The sequence below is a fragment of the Pseudomonas sp. 2957 genome (genome assembly GCF_031456345.1).
Classification (GTDB): Bacteria; Pseudomonadota; Gammaproteobacteria; order Pseudomonadales; family Pseudomonadaceae; genus Aquipseudomonas; species Aquipseudomonas siliginis.
This window is the reverse complement of record NZ_JAVDUL010000008.1, coordinates 50,536-68,591: the sequence shown is the minus strand read 5'-3', so window position 1 is coordinate 68,591 and position 18,056 is coordinate 50,536. Positions and strand designations below refer to the sequence as shown.

General features: G+C 60.3%; 24 protein-coding genes and 1 pseudogene. 15 read left to right on the top strand and 10 right to left on the bottom strand.

Going from position 1 to position 18,056, the window contains the following annotated elements:
* The first annotated feature begins 39 nt into the window (after nucleotides 1-39).
* The 6 genes and pseudogenes from pmbA (at nucleotide 40) to J2Y39_RS25110 (ending at nucleotide 3,833) form a co-directional block, all read left to right on the top strand.
* Nucleotides 40-1,386: a metalloprotease PmbA gene (pmbA, locus tag J2Y39_RS25135; RefSeq protein ID WP_024011613.1), complete on the top strand. Its 1,347-nt coding sequence runs from the start codon at nucleotides 40-42 to the stop codon at nucleotides 1,384-1,386.
* 252 nt (nucleotides 1,387-1,638) lie between these two features.
* A pseudogene (locus tag J2Y39_RS25130) lies at nucleotides 1,639-1,719 on the top strand (FagA protein); the annotation flags it as partial.
* Nucleotides 1,704-1,829, top strand: a complete 126-nt coding sequence (locus J2Y39_RS25125; RefSeq protein WP_269085003.1) for a hypothetical protein — start codon at nucleotides 1,704-1,706, stop codon at nucleotides 1,827-1,829. The pseudogene J2Y39_RS25130 and the gene J2Y39_RS25125, both read left to right, overlap by 16 nt.
* Nucleotides 1,830-1,856: 27 nt before the next feature.
* Nucleotides 1,857-2,297 (top strand): hypothetical protein, encoded by a 441-nt coding sequence (locus J2Y39_RS25120; RefSeq protein ID WP_042608764.1) that lies wholly within the window; start codon nucleotides 1,857-1,859, stop codon nucleotides 2,295-2,297.
* Between the two features lies 1 nt (nucleotide 2,298).
* Complete coding sequence (locus J2Y39_RS25115; protein WP_095180375.1) at nucleotides 2,299-2,910, top strand: superoxide dismutase; 612 nt, start codon at nucleotides 2,299-2,301, stop codon at nucleotides 2,908-2,910.
* A gap of 29 nt (nucleotides 2,911-2,939) precedes the next feature.
* On the top strand, nucleotides 2,940-3,833 hold the full coding sequence (locus J2Y39_RS25110) for a ZIP family metal transporter (protein WP_305382220.1): 894 nt from the start codon (nucleotides 2,940-2,942) through the stop codon (nucleotides 3,831-3,833).
* Nucleotides 3,834-3,867: 34 nt separating this feature from the next.
* On the opposite strand, the gene J2Y39_RS25105 is transcribed toward J2Y39_RS25110, so the two are convergent.
* The 10 genes from J2Y39_RS25105 to J2Y39_RS25060 all read right to left on the bottom strand — a co-directional run bounded on the left by J2Y39_RS25105 (nucleotide 3,868) and on the right by J2Y39_RS25060 (nucleotide 10,870).
* Entirely contained in the window at nucleotides 3,868-4,143 is a 276-nt protein-coding gene (locus tag J2Y39_RS25105; RefSeq protein ID WP_016771685.1) for an HPr family phosphocarrier protein, read from the bottom strand.
* 15 nt (nucleotides 4,144-4,158) lie between these two features.
* A complete protein-coding gene (gene rapZ, locus J2Y39_RS25100; protein ID WP_041477977.1) occupies nucleotides 4,159-5,016 on the bottom strand; it encodes an RNase adapter RapZ in 858 nt (285 codons plus the stop codon).
* A gap of 2 nt (nucleotides 5,017-5,018) precedes the next feature.
* A complete protein-coding gene (gene ptsN / locus J2Y39_RS25095) occupies nucleotides 5,019-5,483 on the bottom strand; it encodes a PTS IIA-like nitrogen regulatory protein PtsN (RefSeq protein WP_041477978.1) in 465 nt (154 codons plus the stop codon).
* A gap of 11 nt (nucleotides 5,484-5,494) precedes the next feature.
* Complete coding sequence (gene hpf / locus J2Y39_RS25090) at nucleotides 5,495-5,803, bottom strand: ribosome hibernation-promoting factor, HPF/YfiA family (RefSeq protein WP_007912419.1); 309 nt, start codon at nucleotides 5,801-5,803, stop codon at nucleotides 5,495-5,497.
* A gap of 73 nt (nucleotides 5,804-5,876) precedes the next feature.
* Complete coding sequence (locus tag J2Y39_RS25085; RefSeq protein ID WP_041477979.1) at nucleotides 5,877-7,367, bottom strand: RNA polymerase factor sigma-54; 1,491 nt, start codon at nucleotides 7,365-7,367, stop codon at nucleotides 5,877-5,879.
* Between the two features lie 166 nt (nucleotides 7,368-7,533).
* On the bottom strand, nucleotides 7,534-8,259 hold the full coding sequence (lptB, locus tag J2Y39_RS25080; protein WP_310220282.1) for an LPS export ABC transporter ATP-binding protein: 726 nt from the start codon (nucleotides 8,257-8,259) through the stop codon (nucleotides 7,534-7,536).
* Nucleotides 8,259-8,804 (bottom strand): lipopolysaccharide transport periplasmic protein LptA, encoded by a 546-nt coding sequence (lptA, locus tag J2Y39_RS25075; RefSeq protein ID WP_310220280.1) that lies wholly within the window; start codon nucleotides 8,802-8,804, stop codon nucleotides 8,259-8,261. Before lptA ends, lptB begins: the two co-directional genes overlap by 1 nt.
* Nucleotides 8,791-9,363: an LPS export ABC transporter periplasmic protein LptC gene (gene lptC, locus J2Y39_RS25070; protein WP_024011622.1), complete on the bottom strand. Its 573-nt coding sequence runs from the start codon at nucleotides 9,361-9,363 to the stop codon at nucleotides 8,791-8,793. The genes lptA and lptC overlap by 14 nt, the downstream gene beginning before the upstream one ends.
* Nucleotides 9,364-9,371: 8 nt before the next feature.
* On the bottom strand, nucleotides 9,372-9,896 hold the full coding sequence (locus J2Y39_RS25065; RefSeq protein WP_016771677.1) for an HAD family hydrolase: 525 nt from the start codon (nucleotides 9,894-9,896) through the stop codon (nucleotides 9,372-9,374).
* Entirely contained in the window at nucleotides 9,896-10,870 is a 975-nt protein-coding gene (locus J2Y39_RS25060; RefSeq protein WP_041477981.1) for a KpsF/GutQ family sugar-phosphate isomerase, read from the bottom strand. The genes J2Y39_RS25065 and J2Y39_RS25060 overlap by 1 nt, the downstream gene beginning before the upstream one ends.
* 272 nt (nucleotides 10,871-11,142) lie before the next feature.
* Here J2Y39_RS25060 and J2Y39_RS25055 point away from each other — a divergent pair, with 272 nt between their 5' ends.
* The 9 genes from J2Y39_RS25055 (at nucleotide 11,143) to hisD (ending at nucleotide 18,054) form a co-directional block, all read left to right on the top strand.
* Entirely contained in the window at nucleotides 11,143-11,952 is an 810-nt protein-coding gene (locus tag J2Y39_RS25055; RefSeq protein WP_076565862.1) for an ATP-binding cassette domain-containing protein, read from the top strand.
* Nucleotides 11,952-12,749, top strand: coding sequence for a lipid asymmetry maintenance ABC transporter permease subunit MlaE (gene mlaE, locus J2Y39_RS25050; RefSeq protein ID WP_016771674.1), 798 nt, complete (start codon nucleotides 11,952-11,954; stop codon nucleotides 12,747-12,749). Before J2Y39_RS25055 ends, mlaE begins: the two co-directional genes overlap by 1 nt.
* Entirely contained in the window at nucleotides 12,749-13,216 is a 468-nt protein-coding gene (mlaD, locus tag J2Y39_RS25045; RefSeq protein WP_016771673.1) for an outer membrane lipid asymmetry maintenance protein MlaD, read from the top strand. Before mlaE ends, mlaD begins: the two co-directional genes overlap by 1 nt.
* Before the next feature lie 11 nt (nucleotides 13,217-13,227).
* Nucleotides 13,228-13,881: a phospholipid-binding protein MlaC gene (locus tag J2Y39_RS25040; protein ID WP_076565863.1), complete on the top strand. Its 654-nt coding sequence runs from the start codon at nucleotides 13,228-13,230 to the stop codon at nucleotides 13,879-13,881.
* On the top strand, nucleotides 13,878-14,183 hold the full coding sequence (locus tag J2Y39_RS25035; RefSeq protein WP_310220274.1) for an STAS domain-containing protein: 306 nt from the start codon (nucleotides 13,878-13,880) through the stop codon (nucleotides 14,181-14,183). Before J2Y39_RS25040 ends, J2Y39_RS25035 begins: the two co-directional genes overlap by 4 nt.
* A gap of 115 nt (nucleotides 14,184-14,298) precedes the next feature.
* Complete coding sequence (locus J2Y39_RS25030; protein ID WP_016771670.1) at nucleotides 14,299-14,538, top strand: BolA family protein; 240 nt, start codon at nucleotides 14,299-14,301, stop codon at nucleotides 14,536-14,538.
* Between the two features lie 22 nt (nucleotides 14,539-14,560).
* Nucleotides 14,561-15,826, top strand: coding sequence for a UDP-N-acetylglucosamine 1-carboxyvinyltransferase (murA, locus tag J2Y39_RS25025; protein WP_016771669.1), 1,266 nt, complete (start codon nucleotides 14,561-14,563; stop codon nucleotides 15,824-15,826).
* 128 nt (nucleotides 15,827-15,954) lie between these two features.
* Nucleotides 15,955-16,590, top strand: coding sequence for an ATP phosphoribosyltransferase (gene hisG / locus J2Y39_RS25020; RefSeq protein WP_016771668.1), 636 nt, complete (start codon nucleotides 15,955-15,957; stop codon nucleotides 16,588-16,590).
* A 126-nt stretch (nucleotides 16,591-16,716) separates the two neighbouring features.
* A complete protein-coding gene (hisD, locus tag J2Y39_RS25015; RefSeq protein WP_041477986.1) occupies nucleotides 16,717-18,054 on the top strand; it encodes a histidinol dehydrogenase in 1,338 nt (445 codons plus the stop codon).
* Nucleotides 18,055-18,056 lie beyond the last annotated feature (2 nt).

Here is an 18,056-nt window from a genome sequence, read left to right as displayed (position 1 = left end):
ATGACCCCAGCCGAAAGCAGAATTTGAGTGGAGATGAGCATGAGTGCAGTTCAAAGCGTCGGCCCGCAGGCATTGCCGGCACTGCAAGAACAGGTCGAGCAGATCATCGCCGAAGCCAAGCGCCAGGGCGCCAGCGCCTGTGAAGTCGCGGTGTCGCTGGAGCAGGGGCTGTCGACCTCGGTGCGTCAGCGCGAGGTCGAAACCGTTGAATTCAATCGTGATCAGGGTTTTGGCATCACCCTGTACGTCGGCCAGCGCAAAGGCTCGGCCAGCACCTCGGCCACCGGGCCGGAGGCGATTCGTGAAACCGTCGCTGCAGCACTCGCGATCGCCAAACACACCTCCGAGGACGAAGCCTCGGGTCTGGCCGACGCCGCACTGATGGCCAGGGATGTGCAGGATTTCGACTTGTTCCACGAATGGGACATCACCCCGGAACAGGCCATTGAGAAGGCTTTGCTCTGCGAGGCAGCGGCGTTCGATGCCGATGCGCGGATCAAGAACGCCGACGGCACCACCCTAAGCACCCATCAGGGCTGCCGGGTTTATGGCAACAGCCACGGTTTCATCGGCGGTTACGCATCGACCCGGCACAGCCTGAGTTGCGTGATGATCGCCGAAGCTGACGGGCAGATGCAGCGCGATTACTGGTATGACGTCAATCGCCAGGGCAGTCTGCTCGCCGATCCGGTGAGCATCGGCCAGCGTGCCGCGCAACGGGCGGCGAGCCGTCTGGGCGCGCGGCCGGTGCCGACCTGCGAAGTGCCGGTGCTGTTTTCCGCCGAACTGGCGGGCGGTCTGTTCGGCAGCTTCCTCTCGGCAGTATCCGGCGGCAGCCTGTATCGCAAATCGTCGTTTCTGGAAGGCACACTGGGGCAGAAGCTGTTCCCGGAATGGCTGACCATTGATGAGCGTCCGCATCTGATGCGTGCCATGGGCAGTGCTTCCTACGACGGTGATGGCCTGGCGACTTACGCGAAACCGTTCGTCGAAAAGGGCGAGTTGGTCTCCTACATCCTCGGCACCTATTCCGGACGGAAACTGGGCATGCCGAGCACCGCCAACGCGGGCGGGGTGCACAACCTGTTCGTCACCCATGGCGACGAGGATCAGGCAGCACTGCTCAAGCGCATGGGCCGGGGATTGCTGGTCACCGAGTTGATGGGCCATGGCCTGAACATGGTCACCGGTGACTATTCGCGCGGCGCTGCGGGCTTCTGGGTGGAAAACGGCGAGATCCAGTTCGCCGTGCAGGAAGTGACCATCGCCGGCAACATGCGTGACATGTTCAAGCAGATTGTCGCAGTGGGTAATGATCTGGAACTGCGCAGCAACATTCGCACCGGGTCTGTGTTGATCGAGCGGATGACTGTCGCCGGCAGCTAAGCCGCGAATCCGCCAACAAAAAAAGGCGCGCCATCCGTTGTGGATGGCGCGCCTTTTTTATTCGCTTCGCACAAATCCCCTGTGGGAGCGAGCCTGCTCGCGAAAGCGGTGGATCAGTTGCAAATGTGCTGGCTGACACGGCGCATTCGCGAGCAGGCTCGCTCCCACAAATGAACAGCGCAAACTCGAACGCTTGTTTTGGTTCTCATTATCATCTAATAATAAATCTCATTACTGAACGAATCACGGATCATGAGTTCTGCCTTGTACGAGCAGCCCTATCTCGAAAGCCGGCGCTGGATGAGTCGCCAGATCCGTTGCGCGCTAAAGCCTGCAAGGAAGGCCGCGCGGTGATCGACGTCGCCCTGGAACACACCGACCTGTCGCGCAGCCAGCTGGAAGAGTTGCTCAACCCCGAGAAACTCACCGCCGGCGGCGTGTAAACCCCGCAACCGCTTTGGAGGCTCATCATGGAGCACTGGAAACGCACGATCGAACGGGCCAATCGCTGCTTCATGCTGGGCGAACTGATCGACGCCCGAGAGGCTTACCTGCAAGCCCTGGCCCTGGCGCAAGTGTTGTTCGAACGCTGGGCGGATGCCGACGAAGCGGTGGCGGCCTGCGTCGTCTCACATCACAACCTGGCTGACCTGCATCTGCGCCTGAACCAACCGGAGGAGAGCGCCGAATATCTCTGTGCCATCCATCAACGTTTGTTGCAGACCATGCAGGACGAGCGCTTGCGTCCGGCCCTGCGTGAGGCGGCGCTGCGCCAGAGCAGCAAGACCTATGTCGAACTGTTGAATTTCATCAGCGAGCACGGCGAATACCCACGCACCCAGCGCCTGCTGCATCCGGACACCGGCAATGCCCGCCGCGCCTCAACTTCTCATCAGTATGGAGTCCATTGAAATGGCTTTTACCTTGCCTGCCTTGCCTTACGCCTACGATGCCCTCGAGCCGCACATCGATGCGCAGACCATGGAAATCCATTACACCAAGCATCACCAGACCTACATCAACAACCTCAACGCCGCCGTGGAAGGCACCGAGTTCGCCGAGTGGCCGGTAGAAAAACTCGTCGCCAGCGTGCAGCAACTGCCGGAAAAACTTCGCGCGGCGGTGATCAATCAGGGCGGCGGCCACGCCAACCATTCGCTGTTCTGGGAAGTAATGGTGCCCAACGGTGGCGGCAAGCCCAGCGGCGCGCTGGCCAAGGCCATCGACGAGCAACTGGGCGGACTCGACAGTTTCAAGGAAGCGTTCACCAAAGCCGCGCTGACCCGTTTTGGCAGCGGCTGGGCGTGGCTGAGCGTGACACCGGATAAAAAACTGGTCGTGGAAAGCAGCGGCAACCAGGACAGCCCGTTGATGAACGGCAACACCCCGATCCTTGGCCTCGATGTCTGGGAGCACGCTTACTACCTGCGTTACCAGAACCGTCGCCCGGAATACATCAACGCGTTCTACAACGTGATCAACTGGCCGGAAGTTGCTGCGCGCTATCAGGCCGCACTGGTTTAAGCCTTCAATAAAAACAATCAGGGCTGACTATGGGCACGGAAACACTGGCGATTGGCAGCGGGCGCATGTTTCGTTACGCGGTGGGTTCGCTGTTGCTGTTGGCGGGTATGACTTTACTGGTCGCCCACGCTTTGCAATGGCTGAATCTGGAACCGAGGCTGTTGCGCGCCTTGCAGGGCGGTGCCATCTGCGCCTTGGGCACGGCGCTTGGCGCGGTGCCGGTGCTGGTGATCCGGCGCATGCCGCAGGCACTAAGCGACACCTTGCTGGGATTTGGTGCCGGGGTGATGCTGGCGGCGACGGCGTTTTCGTTGATCGTGCCGGGCATAGCTGCAGCTGAGAGCCTTGGCCTGACGCCGTGGGCCGCCAGTGGCCTGATCTGCTTTGGCATCCTGCTCGGTGCGTTCGGTCTGTATCTGGTGGATCGGCGCATTTGCGGTGCCTCGCCGGAGATGCTCGTCGGCACGCTGGAGCATCCGGTGATTCCACCGCGAATCTGGCTGTTCGTGTTCGCCATCATCGCGCACAACATTCCGGAAGGCATGGCGGTTGGCGTATCTGCCGGAGGCGGGATGGCGGACGCCGACAGTCTGGCGATGGGCATTGCGTTGCAGGATGTGCCGGAAGGACTGGTGATTGCTCTGGTGCTGGCCGGGGCGGGAATGTCGCGGGTCAGAGCGTTTCTGATCGGCGCGGCGTCGGGGCTGGTCGAACCGGTATTTGCGCTGCTGTGTGCGTGGCTCGTGAGTCTGGCTCAGGTGCTGCTGCCGCTGGGGCTGGCACTGGCGGCGGGGGCGATGTTGCTGGTGGTGACCCACGAAGTGATCCCGGAATCGCGCCGTCATGGGCATGACAAGCTGGCCAGTCTGGGCCTTCTGATCGGGTTTTGTCTGATGATGGTGATGGATACGGCGTTGGGGTGAATGGAGGCGAGGAACAGTGTCCCCGCCTCGAGGATTATTCACCTTCGTCGAAATACCTTTCGATCAGATCGACCAATGCGTCCATGGCTTCCTGAGCCTGTTCGCCTTCGGTGCTCAAATGGATCTTGGTGCCTTTACCCGCCGCGAGCATCATCATTGCCATGATGCTCTTGCCGTCGACAGTCGTTTCAGGTGTGCGTCCCACTCGGATCGTGCAGTCTGGATACTGACCCGCCACGCCGACAAATTTGGCCGATGCCCGGGCATGCAGGCCCAGCTTATTGATGATTTCGATTTCACGAGCAGGCATCGCGGTGTAAATCCTTTAGGTGAGGTCGCGGTGGCGAACCTGGACGTTCTTCAGGGTTTTCTGCAGGGCCTGACCCAGTCGTTCGGTCAGGTAGACGGAGCGGTGATGCCCGCCGGTGCAGCCAATGGCAATGGTGACGTAGGCGCGGTTGCTGGCGGCGAAGCGTGGCAGCCACTTGTTCAGGTAGGCGTAGATGTCCTGATACATTTCTTCGACATCCGGCTGCTGCGCCAGGTACTCGGCCACCGGTGCATCAAGGCCCGACTGAGCGCGCAGCTCCGGTTTCCAGTACGGATTGGGCAGGCAGCGCACGTCGAACACCAGGTCGGCGTCGACCGGCATGCCGCGCTTGAAGCCGAACGACTCGACCAGAAACGCCGTACCGGGCTCCGGTTGATTCAACAGGCGCAACTTGATGGTGTCGCGCAGTTGATACAGATTCAGACTGGTGGTGTTGATCTTCAGGTCGGCCAGATCGGCGATCGGACCGAGCAGGGCGGTTTCATCGTGAATCGCCTCGGCCAGTGAGCGATTGGCGTTGCTCAGCGGGTGACGACGACGGGTCTCGGAAAAACGCTTGAGCAGGGTTTCTTCATCGGCGTCCAGGTACAGCACATCGCACTTGATATGCTTGGCACGCACGTCTTCGAGCAATTCAGGGAAACGTGACAGATGGCTGGGCAGGTTGCGCGCATCGATCGACACGGCGACCAGCGGCTGCGCCAGTTCTGTGTGAATCAGCGCTCGCTCGGCCAGTTCCGGCAGCAAACCGGCCGGCAGATTGTCGATGCAGTAGTAGCCGTTGTCCTCAAGGACATTCAGGGCGGTACTTTTACCCGAGCCCGAACGGCCACTGACAATGATCAAGCGCATGATTAGTGCCCGTTCTGCTCGTCCAGTACAACCTGGTACAAGGCTTCATTGCTCGGAGCGCTGCGCAATTTGTCGCGCACTTCCTTGCGGTCGAGCATGCTGGCGATCTGGCGCAACAACTCCAGATGCGCGTCGGTTGCGGCTTCCGGGACCAGCAGCACGAACAACAGGTCCACCGGAGCGCCGTCGATGGCGTCGAAATCGATCGGGGCTTCGAGGTGCAGCAGGGCGCTCACTGGCCCCGCGCAGCCCTTGAGGCGGCAGTGGGGAATGGCGATGCCGTTGCCAAAACCGGTGGAGCCGAGTTTTTCACGGGCGATCAGCGCCTCGAAGACATCCTGCATCGCCAGATCCGGCACTTCGCGGTGGATCAGGTTGGCAATCTGTTCGAGGGCTTTTTTCTTGCTGCCGCCCGGCGCGTTCACTTGGGAACGGCCGGGGGTCAGGATGGTTTCAAGTCGGATCATGGATAGGGGTGTTAACGACCGGTCGCGCCCTGGAGGAGGCTCTGGGTCTTTTCCTTATGCTTTTTGAGTTGGCGATCCAGCTTGTCGGTAAGTGAGTCGATCGCAGCGTACATGTCGGTATCTTCTGCGTTGGCGACCACTTCGCTGCCGGGGATATGCAAGGTGGCTTCGATCTTCTGCTTCAGCTTTTCGACGCACATCGTGACCTGCACGTTGGTGATCTTGTCGAAATGTCGCTCCAGTCGCTGGAGTTTTTCCTCGATGTAGGAACGCAGAGGTTGGGTCACTTCCAGTTGGTGTCCACTGATGTTGACTTGCATACAGCTTCTCCTTCGTTGCCAGTGCATAAAGCGGCAGGCCGAAAAGCCTGCCACTGGAACGCTGTAACGTGGCTTACATCAACCGCTTGCGTTCGCTCGAAGGCGCGATTCCGAGGGATTCGCGGTACTTGGCGACGGTGCGGCGAGCCACCTGAATGCCTTGTGCCTCCAGTAAACCAGCGATCTTGCTGTCACTCAACGGCTTTTTCTGATTTTCCGCTGCGACCAGTTTTTTGATGATCGCGCGGATCGCTGTGGACGAGCATTCGCCGCCTTCGGAGGTACTGACGTGGCTGGAGAAAAAGTATTTCAGCTCATAAATACCGCGCGGGGTATGCATGAATTTTTGTGTGGTCACCCGGGAAATCGTCGATTCGTGCATGCCGACCGCTTCGGCGATGTCATGCAATACCAACGGCTTCATTGCTTCGTCGCCGTATTCGAGGAAGCCGCGCTGATGTTCGACGATCTGCGTGGCCACTTTCATCAGGGTTTCGTTACGGCTCTGCAGGCTCTTGATGAACCAGCGCGCTTCCTGCAACTGGTTGCGCATGAAAGTGTTGTCGGCGCTGGTGTCGGCACGCTTCACAAAACCGGCGTACTGGGCGTTGACGCGCAGGCGAGGCACCGATTCCTGGTTCAGCTCGACCAGCCAGCGCTCGTTGTCCTTGCGCACGATCACGTCGGGAATCACGTATTCGGCTTCGGTCGACTCGATCTGTGAGCCGGGACGCGGATTGAGGCTCTGCACCAGTTCGATGACTTGGCGCAGCTCGTCTTCCTTGAGCTTCATGCGTCGCATCAACTGGCTGTAATCGCGGCTGCCGAGCAGGTCGATGTAATCGGCGACAAGCCGCTTGGCCTCGGTCAGCCACGGCGTCTTCGCGGGCAGCTGGCGCAATTGCAGCAGCAGGCATTCGCTGAGGTTGCGGGCGCCGATACCGGCGGGCTCGAATTGCTGGATGCGATGCAGGACGGCTTCGATTTCGTCGAGCTCGATGTCCAGTTCCGGATCGAACGCTTCAAGAATTTCTTCGAGTGTTTCGTCCAGATAGCCCTGATTGTTGATGCAGTCGATCAGGGTGACAGCGATCAGGCGATCGGTGTCGGACATCGGTGCCAGGTTCAGTTGCCAGAGCAGATGGCTTTGCAGGCTCTCGCCGGCGGACGTGCGGGTGGTGAAATCCCACTCATCGTCATCGCTGCTGGGCAGGCTGCTGGCGCTGGTCTGGTAGACGTCTTCCCAGGCGGTATCCACTGGCAGTTCGTTGGGGATGCGCTCGTTCCAATCGCCATCCTCGAGGTTATCCACCGTCGGGGCGGTTTCCTGGTAGGAGGGTTCCTGGATTTCGGCGGGCTTCTGTTCGGCGTTGTCGGCCAGCGGATCGGCGTTGTCGAAGTCGTCGCCTTCTTCCTGGCGCTCGAGCATCGGATTGGATTCCAGAGCCTCCTGGATCTCCTGTTGCAGGTCCAGGGTCGACAATTGGAGCAGGCGGATGGCCTGTTGCAGCTGCGGTGTCATCGTCAGCTGCTGGCCCATTCTCAAGACTAGCGATGGTTTCATGGCAGGGGCTTAACACCTTATTCGCCGGCGCTTTGCGCCATCCACTACAGGGCGCCGAAGCGCCAAACTTAAGCAAATTATATGCCTGAAACTGAAGTGTTTGCCTAGAGCGCTGTAACAATTAAAGCGGATAAATGCGCCTTGAATCGATACAGCGCTGTCGCGCTTACAGGCGGAACTCGTGACCCAGATACACTTCCTTGACCAGATCGTTGGCCAGGATGGTCTCGGCATCGCCTTCAGCGATCAGTTGACCGTCGTTGACGATGTAAGCGGTTTCGCAGATATCCAGCGTCTCACGCACGTTGTGGTCGGTGATCAGCACACCGATGCCCTTGGCCTTGAGGTGATGGATGATCTGCTTGATGTCGCCGACCGAGATCGGGTCGACACCGGCGAACGGTTCGTCGAGCAGGATGAACTTGGGTGCAGTGGCCAGGGCGCGAGCGATTTCCACCCGGCGACGCTCACCGCCGGACAGGCTCATGCCGAGGTTGTCGCGGATGTGGCTGATGTGGAATTCCTGCAGCAGGCTTTCCAGCTCCTTGCGACGACCGGTCTTGTCCAGCTCCGGGCGGGTCTCGAGGATCGCCATGATGTTGTCGGCGACCGACAGTTTGCGGAAGATCGACGCTTCTTGCGGCAGATAGCCGATACCGGCCTTGGCGCGGCCGTGCATCGGCTGGTGGCTGACGTCCAGATCATCGATCAGCACACGGCCCTGATCTGCCTGCACCAGGCCAACGATCATGTAGAAGCACGTAGTCTTGCCGGCGCCGTTCGGGCCGAGCAAGCCGACGATCTGCCCGCTGTCGATCGACAGGCTGACGTCACGCACGACCTGGCGGCTTTTATAGGCCTTGGCCAGATGCTGAGCTTTCAGAGTTGCCATTACTGGGATTTCTCTTCGTTTTTCTTCTTCGGCTGGATCACCATGTCGATGCGCGGACGCGATTCGGTGACCTTGCTGCCCGTGGCGCGACCGGCGCTGGCCAGTTTCTTCACGGTGTCGTAGACGATTTTTTCGCCCTGGGTGACGTTGTTATCCTTGTCGATAACCTTGGCCTTGTCGATCAGCACCACCCGGTTCTGCTGGGCGTGGTATTGAATCGTCACGCCGTAGCCCTTGACCGGGTTGGCGTCGCCCTGGGTCTGCAACTGCTCGAAGTAAGCCAGGTTGCCTACCGAGGTCACCACGTCGATGTCGCCATTGGGCGCGCGCGTCATGGTCACGGTGTTGCCTTTAACGATCATCGAGCCCTGGGTAATGATCACGTCACCTTTATAGGTGGCGATGCCATTCTTGTCGTCCAGTTGGGCGTCGTCGGCCTGAATGCGGATAGGCTGCTGCTGATCGTTCGGCAGGGACCAGGCGCTCGCGCTTCCCAGTGCTGCGCCCAGACTGAGCAAAATAGGGAGGGTTTTAACGAGCCTCATACTGTCCTCTTACGTTCGATTGCAGGTGTATCCTGCTGTCCTTCAGGTACGCTTTCATTCCGACGCCAGTCGATACGCCGCCAGCGCCCTCGATTCTAACGGGTTGCGCGGTCTGCGCATATTCTTGCTGCGGGAACACGGTCATGCGGGTGCTGGTGATCAGGGTGCCGCGCTGTTTCTCATCGGTGCGCTGTACGCGTACCGAATCGATCAATTCAACTTCGGTGCCGCCCGAATTCACTTCGCCGCGCTCGCTGGTCACGTGCCACGGGAAGTCGGTGCCGCGGTACATGTTCAAATCAGGCTTGGTTACCAGAGTGACATCAGTGGCCTTGACGTGCTCGGCCTTGTCGGAGGTCATCTCATACTGCACCTTGCCGTCGGGCAGGTATTGAATGGTGTGCGTGTTGGTCGCGTACCAGTCGATCGGATTCTCGGCGGCCGAGACCGGCGGCTTGTCGAGGAAGCGCTCCGGGCTGATGTTCCAGTAGCCCACCGCAGCGAAAATCGCCGCGATGCAGCCGAACAGCAGGAAATTGCGAAACTTTTTGCTAAACATGGTCAGGCTCACAGGTACGCGGCGTTGGCCGCTTCGAGGCGGCCCTGGGCGCGCAGGATCAATTCGCAGAATTCGCGGGCGGCACCTTCGCCGCCACGGGCGCGGGTAACGCCGTGGGCATGTTCGCGGACGAAATCGGCAGCGTTGGCCACCGCCATGCCCAGCCCTACACGGCGGATCACCGGCAAGTCTGGCAGATCGTCACCCAGATAGGCGACTTCTTCATAGCTTAGGCCCAGTTGCGCGAGCAGACCGTCGAGTACCACCAGTTTGTCCTCGCGCCCCTGAAACAGATGCGGGATGCCGAGGTTCTTCGCGCGGCGCTCGACCACCGGGGTCTTGCGACCACTGATGATCGCCGTCTGCACGCCGGCATTCATCAACATCTTGATGCCCTGGCCGTCGAGCGTGTTGAAGGTCTTGAACTCGCTGCCGTCTTCAAGGAAGTACAGGCGCCCATCGGTGAGCACACCGTCGACGTCGAACACAGCCAGTTTGATTGCTTTACCGCGTTGCAGCAGATCGTTGCTCATTACATGACTCCTGCGCGCAGCAGATCGGAGAGGTTGAAGGCGCCGATCGGGCGATCCTCCTCGTCGACGACTACCAGGGCGTTGATTCGATGGTCTTCCATGATTTTCAGGGCTTCGGCGGCGAGCATGTCGGGCCGGGCGGTCTTGCCGTGGGCGGTCATCACCTGGTCGATGGTGGCGCTGCGGATGTCGATGGCGCGATCCAGCGTGCGGCGCAAATCACCGTCGGTGAAGATCCCGGCGAGCTTGCCATCGGCTTCAATAATAGCGGTCATGCCCAGACCCTTGCGGGTCATTTCCATCAGCGCGTCCTTGAGCAGGGTGCCGCGTTGTACCTGCGGCAGCTCCTGCCCGGCGTGCATGACGTTTTCGACTTTCAGCAGCAGGCGACGGCCAAGGGCGCCACCCGGATGCGAGAAGGCAAAATCTTCGGCGGTAAAACCACGCGCTTCCAGCAGGGCCACGGCCAGGGCGTCGCCCATGACCAGTGCCGCTGTGGTCGATGAGGTCGGCGCCAGGTTCAGCGGGCAGGCTTCGTGCTCCACATGCACATTGAGATTGACCTCGGCAGCCTTGGCCAGTGGCGACTGCGGATTGCCGGTGACGCTGATCAGCTGGATACCCAGGCGTTTGATCAATGGCAGCAGCGTTACGATTTCGTTGGTCGAGCCGGAGTTCGACAGGGCCAGAATCACATCGTCGCGGGTGATCATGCCCATGTCGCCGTGGCTGGCTTCGGCCGGATGCACGAAAAACGCTGGAGTACCGGTGCTGGCGAGGGTGGCGGCGATCTTGTTGCCGACGTGCCCGGATTTGCCCATGCCGACTACGACCACGCGGCCCTTGCTGGCCAGAATCATCTCGCAGGCGCGTACGAAATCGGCGTCGATATGGGCCATCAAGCCTTGGACGGCTTCCACTTCGAGGCGGATGGTGCGTTGTGCCGATTGAATCAGGTCGCGGGTTTTGCTCATGTCAGAATCGTATGGGCCGATGAAAAGGCGGCGATTATAGCGGTTATGTGGCAAAGCCTCACGCAAGTTCGACGTGCTTTGTCATTACTGGTTACCAAAACACTCTGAAAGTCGCTCAGGCCCTCTTCAGTCGGCGATCTTGGCCGGGTTCTCGCTTGGGCGCTCAGCCTTTGCAGTGATATAGTTCGCCGCCAGTTCGGCCTGCCCGGGATGCAGGTGTTTCCGAGGAAAGTCTGGCATCCCAGTGAGAGGCTGCATCGCAAGGAGTTTAGATGAGTGCCGATAACGCCTACGCGGTCGAGCTGAAGGGAGTCTCCTTCAAGCGCGGTGCGCGGAGCATTTTCAATAACGTCGATATCCGCATCCCGCGCGGCAAGGTCACCGGCATCATGGGGCCTTCCGGCTGCGGCAAGACCACGCTGCTGCGCCTGATGGGCGCGCAGTTGCGGCCGTCCGGCGGCGAAGTCTGGGTCAACGGGCAGAACCTGCCGACGCTGTCGCGCAGTGATCTGTTCGATGCGCGCAAGCACATGGGCGTGCTGTTTCAGAGCGGTGCGCTGTTCACCGACCTCGATGTGTTCGAGAACGTGGCCTTTCCGCTGCGGGTGCACACGCAACTGCCGGAAGACATGATTCGCGACATCGTCCTGCTGAAATTGCAGGCCGTGGGACTGCGTGGCGCCATCGAGCTGATGCCGGACGAACTGTCCGGCGGCATGAAGCGCCGCGTGGCGCTGGCCCGGGCGATTGCCCTCGATCCGCAGATTCTCATGTACGACGAGCCTTTTGTGGGCCAGGACCCGATTGCCATGGGCGTGTTGGTGCGCCTGATCCGCCTGCTCAACGATGCACTGGGAATCACCAGCATCGTGGTCTCGCACGACCTGGCGGAAACCGCGAGCATTGCCGACTACATCTATGTCGTGGGCGATGGTCAGGTGCTGGGGCAGGGCACGCCGGATGAGCTGATGAATTCGGATGACCCGCGTATCCGTCAGTTCATGACCGGTGATCCCGATGGCCCGGTGCCGTATCACTTTCCAGCGACGGATTACCGCGCAGATCTTCTGGGGAAGCGTTGATGCGCAGAATTTCATTGATGGAACGCGTGCGTCGGTTCGGCGAATCGGCGATCGACGCGGTCGCGGTGTTTGGTCGGGCGACCCTGTTCCTGTTTCACGCCCTGCTGGGCCGTGGCGGCATCAGCGGTGGATTCGGCCTGTTGGTCAAACAGCTGCATTCGGTCGGCGTCATGTCGCTGGTGATCATCGTGGTCTCCGGCATTTTCATCGGCATGGTCCTGGCGCTGCAGGGCTTCAGCATTCTTTCCAGCTATGGTTCAGAGCAGGCTGTAGGGCAGATGGTCGCCCTGACGCTGCTGCGTGAACTGGGGCCGGTGGTCACGGCGTTGCTGTTTGCCGGGCGGGCCGGTTCGGCGTTGACCGCCGAGATCGGCAACATGAAATCCACCGAGCAGCTGTCCAGCCTGGAAATGATCGGTGTCGATCCGCTCAAGTACATCATTGCCCCGCGCCTGTGGGCCGGCTTCATTTCCCTGCCGGTGCTGGCGATGATTTTCAGCGTCGTCGGCATCTGGGGCGGTTCGTGGGTGGCGGTCGACTGGCTGGGCGTCTACGAAGGCTCGTACTGGGCGAACATGCAGAACAGCGTGAACTTCACCAGTGATGTGCTAAATGGCGTGATCAAGAGTGTCGTTTTCGCCTTTGTCGTGACCTGGATCGCCGTATTCCAAGGCTATGACTGTGAACCCACTTCCGAGGGGATCAGTCGTGCCACCACCAAGACCGTGGTGTTTGCCTCGCTGGCAGTGCTCGGCCTGGACTTTATTCTGACCGCTTTGATGTTTGGAGATTTCTGATGCAAAACCGCACCCTGGAAATCGGTGTCGGCCTGTTCCTGCTGGCAGGGATCCTGGCTTTGCTGCTGCTCGCCTTGCGCGTCAGCGGCCTCTCTCCGACTTCGTCCACCGACACTTACAAGTTGTATGCGTATTTCGACAATATCGCCGGTCTGACGGTCAGAGCCAAAGTGACCATGGCCGGTGTGACCATCGGCAAGGTCACCGCAATCGATCTGGATCGCGACAGCTTCACCGGTCGGGTCACGCTGCAAGTGGATAAAAAGGTCGACAACCTGCCGGTCGATTCGACTGCATCTATCCTCACCGCGGGTCTGCTGGGCGAGAAATACATCGGTATCAGCGTCGGCGGTGAAGACACCCAGTTGAAAGACGGTGGAACCATCCACGACACGCAGTCGTCACTGGTACTGGAAGACCTGATCGGTAAATTCCTGCTCAATACCGTTAGCAAAGACGCCAAATGAGGAGCTTTTGAATGATCTCTATCTTGCGACGTGGCCTGTTGGTGTTGCTCGCGGCCCTGCCGTTGATGGCTAACGCTGCACCGGGGCAATCGGCTCATGACCTGATTCAGGACACCACGAACCGGATGCTTGCCGACTTGCAGGCAAATAAAGAGAAGTACAAGCAGGATCCGCAGGATTTCTATGCGGCGCTCAACAGCATTGTGGGGCCGGTGGTGGATGCCGAGGGCATCTCCAAAAGCATCATGACCGTGAAGTATTCGCGCAAGGCCACGCCTGAGCAGATGCAGCGCTTTCAGGAAAACTTCAAGCGCGGTCTGTTCCAGTTCTATGGCAACGCTCTGCTGGAATACAACAACCAGGGCATCACGGTTGATCCGGCCAAAGACGAATCGGGCGACCGCACCAGCGTCAACATGACCGTCAAGGGCAGCAATGGCGCGATCTATCCGGTGCAGTACACGCTTGAGAAGATCAGCGGCGAGTGGAAGCTGCGCAACGTGATCATCAACGGCATCAATATCGGCAAGCTGTTCCGTGACCAGTTCGCCGACGCCATGCAACGCAATGGCAATGATCTGGACAAGACCATCGATGGCTGGGCCGGTGAAGTGGCCAAGGCCAAGCAGGAAACCGACAAAGCCGCCGCGAAGCCAGCGCAATGAGTGAGGCGGCAGTTCGTATGAGTGATGTCGACGAGCTGGTGCTCAGCGGCGTGCTGGATTACCGCACCGGGCCTGAGCTGCGCAAGGAAGGGCAGGCGCTGATCAAGTCGAGCAAGGCGTCCGCGCTGGTCATCGATTGTTCGGCGGTGCAGAAGTCCAGCAGCGTCGGCCTGTCGTTGCTGCTGTGCTTCATGCGCGATGCGCAGGCGGCCGGCAAGGCCGTCAGCATCCGTGCGATGCCTGATGACATGCGCCAAATCGCTCAGGTCAGTGAATTGACCGAGCTGTTGGCGCAACCCTGAACCACCATCTATAAAGAAGCCCCCCGTCAGAGTCCTGCGTTGCGGGGTTCGCAGGCGCGGGGCTTTTTTGTATGATGTCCGACCCGTGCGCACAGGGCGCCGATTGAGGTTGAGCATGCAGGCCGTAGAAGTGAAGAGCTTCCTTGAAGGAAAGCTGCCAGGAACGCTGGTAGAAGTTGAAGGCGAAGGCTGCAACTTCCAGCTGAACGTGATTAGCGATGAACTGGCGGCGTTGAGCCCGGTGAAGCGTCAGCAGCAGGTCTATGCCCATTTGAACCCATGGATCACCGATGGCAGCATCCATGCGGTCACTATGAAATTTTTCAGCCGCGCGGCCTGGGCCGAGCGCACCTGAGCCCTAGGGCGTCGAGATACTAATGGATAAATTGATTATTACCGGTGGCGCTCGTCTTGATGGCGAGATCCGCATTTCCGGCGCGAAGAACTCCGCCCTGCCGATTCTGGCCGCGACCTTGCTGTGCGATGGCCCGGTCACCGTTGGCAACCTGCCGCACCTGCACGACATCACCACGATGATCGAGCTGTTCGGGCGCATGGGCATCGAGCCGGTTATCGACGAGAAGCTCAGCGTCGAAATCGACCCACGTACCATCAAGACCCTGATCGCGCCGTACGAACTGGTGAAAACCATGCGTGCGTCGATCCTTGTGCTCGGCCCGATGGTAGCGCGTTTCGGTGAAGCCGAAGTCGCGCTGCCTGGCGGTTGCGCCATCGGTTCGCGTCCGGTCGATCTGCACATCCGCGGTCTGGAAGCCATGGGCGCGGTCATCGACGTCGAAGGCGGCTACATCAAGGCCAAGGCGCCTGAAGGCGGCCTGCGCGGCGCACACTTCTTCTTCGATACCGTCAGCGTGACCGGTACCGAAAACATCATGATGGCCGCTGCGCTGGCCAAAGGCCGCAGCGTGTTGCAGAACGCCGCGCGCGAACCTGAAGTGGTCGACCTGGCGAACTTCCTCAACGCCATGGGCGCCAAGGTTTCCGGTGCTGGCACCGACACCATCACCATCGATGGCGTCGAGCGCCTGGGTTCGGCGTTCTACAAGGTCATGCCTGACCGTATCGAAACCGGCACCTACCTGGTCGCCGCTGCCGTGACCGGTGGCCGCGTCAAGGTCAAGGACACCGATCCGACCATCCTTGAAGCGGTGCTGGAAAAGCTGCGTGAAGCCGGTGCGGAAATCACCTGCGGTGAAGACTGGATCGAGTTGAACATGCACGGCAAGCGCCCGAAGGCGGTCAACGTGCGCACCGCGCCGTACCCGGCGTTCCCGACCGACATGCAGGCCCAGTTCATCTCGCTCAACGCCATTGCCGAAGGTACTGGTGCGGTGATCGAGACGATCTTCGAAAACCGTTTCATGCACGTGTACGAGCTGCACCGCATGGGCGCGCATATCCAGGTTGAAGGCAACACTGCCATCGTCACCGGTATCGAGAAGCTCAAGGGCGCGCCAGTCATGGCCACCGACCTGCGCGCATCGGCCAGTCTGGTGATCTCGGCGCTGGTTGCCGAAGGCGACACGCTGATCGACCGCATCTACCACATAGACCGTGGTTACGAGTGCATCGAAGAAAAACTGCAAATGCTGGGTGCCAAGATCCGTCGCGTTCCGGGCTGATCGCTGCATCGGGACACAGGGACGTGTCCACTGAATTCGTTTCGAGTCGAGGGTGTACGCACCCTCGATGTGTGTCCGGCGCCGATTGCGACCGGGCATGAGTACCTTGATAAGGACTGACGTTTCCCATGTTGACCATCGCACTGTCCAAGGGCCGCATCCTTGACGACACTCTGCCGCTTCTCGCTGAAGCGGGCATCGTGCCGACCGAGAATCCGGACAAGAGCCGCAAGCTGATCATTCCCACGACCCAGGACGACGTGCGTCTGCTGATCGTGCGTGCCACCGACGTGCCGACCTATGTCGAGCATGGCGCGGCCGACCTCGGCGTCGCCGGTAAGGACGTGCTGATGGAATACAGCGGCCAGGGCCTCTACGAGCCGCTGGACCTGCAGATCGCCCAGTGCAAGCTGATGACCGCCGGCAAGATCGGCGCGGCCGAGCCCAAGGGCCGTCTGCGCGTGGCGACCAAGTTCGTCAACGTTGCCAAGCGTTATTACGCCGAGCAGGGCCGTCAGGTCGACATCATCAAGCTGTACGGCTCGATGGAACTGGCGCCGCTGATCGGGCTGGCCGACAAGATCATCGACGTGGTCGACACCGGCAACACCCTGCGCGCCAACGGCCTGGAGCCACAGGAACTGATCGCCACGATCAGCTCGCGTCTGGTCGTCAACAAGGCTTCAATGAAAATGCAGCACGCCCGAATCCAGGCGTTGATCGACACCCTGCGCAACGCAGTGGAATCGCGACACCGCGGCTGATCTACCAGCGCGGCCCGAGGCCGCGCCGTCTATCCGCCTCATAGCCAGAATTCTCAGGTGCCCAAGCGGATCGAATGCTAGTTTCGGGCGCCTGAGTTTTTTGCCAATTCCTATGAGGCTCTCGCTATGACCGCACCGACTGCAATTCGCCGACTCAACGCTGCTGACCCGGATTTCGCGCATCATCTGGATCATCTGCTGAGCTGGGAAAGTGTGTCTGATGACTCGGTCAATCAGCGCGTGCTGGACATCATCAAGGCTGTGCGCGAGCGCGGTGACGCGGCGCTGGTCGAGTTCACCCAGAAGTTCGACGGTCTTGAAGTCGCCTCGATGGCCGACCTGATCCTGCCGCGCGAGCGTCTCGAACTGGCCCTGACCCGCATCACCGTGCCGCAACGCGAGGCCTTGGAAAAAGCCGCCGCCCGCGTGCGCAGCTATCACGAAAAACAGAAGCAGGATTCCTGGAGCTACACCGAGGCTGACGGCACGGTGCTCGGCCAGAAAGTCACGCCACTGGATCGTGCCGGCCTGTACGTGCCAGGTGGCAAGGCTTCGTATCCGTCGTCGGTATTGATGAACGCGATTCCGGCGAAGGTGGCCGGCGTGACCGAAGTGGTCATGGTCGTGCCGACCCCGCGCGGTGAAATCAACGAGCTGGTGCTGGCCGCTGCCTGCATCGCCGGTGTCGACCGCGTGTTCACCATCGGCGGCGCGCAAGCGGTTGCCGCACTGGCTTATGGCACCGAAAGCGTGCCGCGTGTTGACAAGGTTGTCGGCCCGGGCAACATCTACGTCGCCACGGCCAAGCGTCATGTGTTCGGCCAGGTCGGCATCGACATGATCGCCGGCCCTTCGGAAATTCTTGTAGTGTGCGACGGCCAGACCGATCCGGACTGGATCGCCATGGACCTCTTCTCCCAGGCCGAGCACGACGAAGACGCGCAAGCGATTCTGGTCAGCCCGGACGCCGAGTTCCTCGACAAGGTAGCCGCAAGCATCGACAAACTGCTGCCGACCATGGACCGCGCGACCATCATCGAAACTTCGATCAATGGCCGTGGTGCGCTGATCCAGGTCACTGACATGGCCCAGGCCATCGAAGTCGCCAATCGTATCGCCCCGGAACATCTGGAATTGTCGGTCGCTGATCCACAAGCCTGGCTGCCGCAGATTCGTCACGCCGGTGCGATCTTCATGGGCCGCCACACTTCCGAAGCGTTGGGCGATTACTGCGCCGGTCCGAACCACGTGTTGCCGACTTCCGGCACCGCGCGGTTCTCCTCGCCGCTTGGCGTCTACGACTTCCAGAAGCGCTCGTCGATCATCTTCTGCTCCGAGGCCGGCGCTTCCGAACTGGGCAAAACTGCATCGGTACTGGCCCGTGGTGAATCGCTGAGCGCCCACGCGCGCAGCGCCGAATACCGCATCAAAGACCAAGACTTTCTGAAAGGGCAGGGGAACTGAGC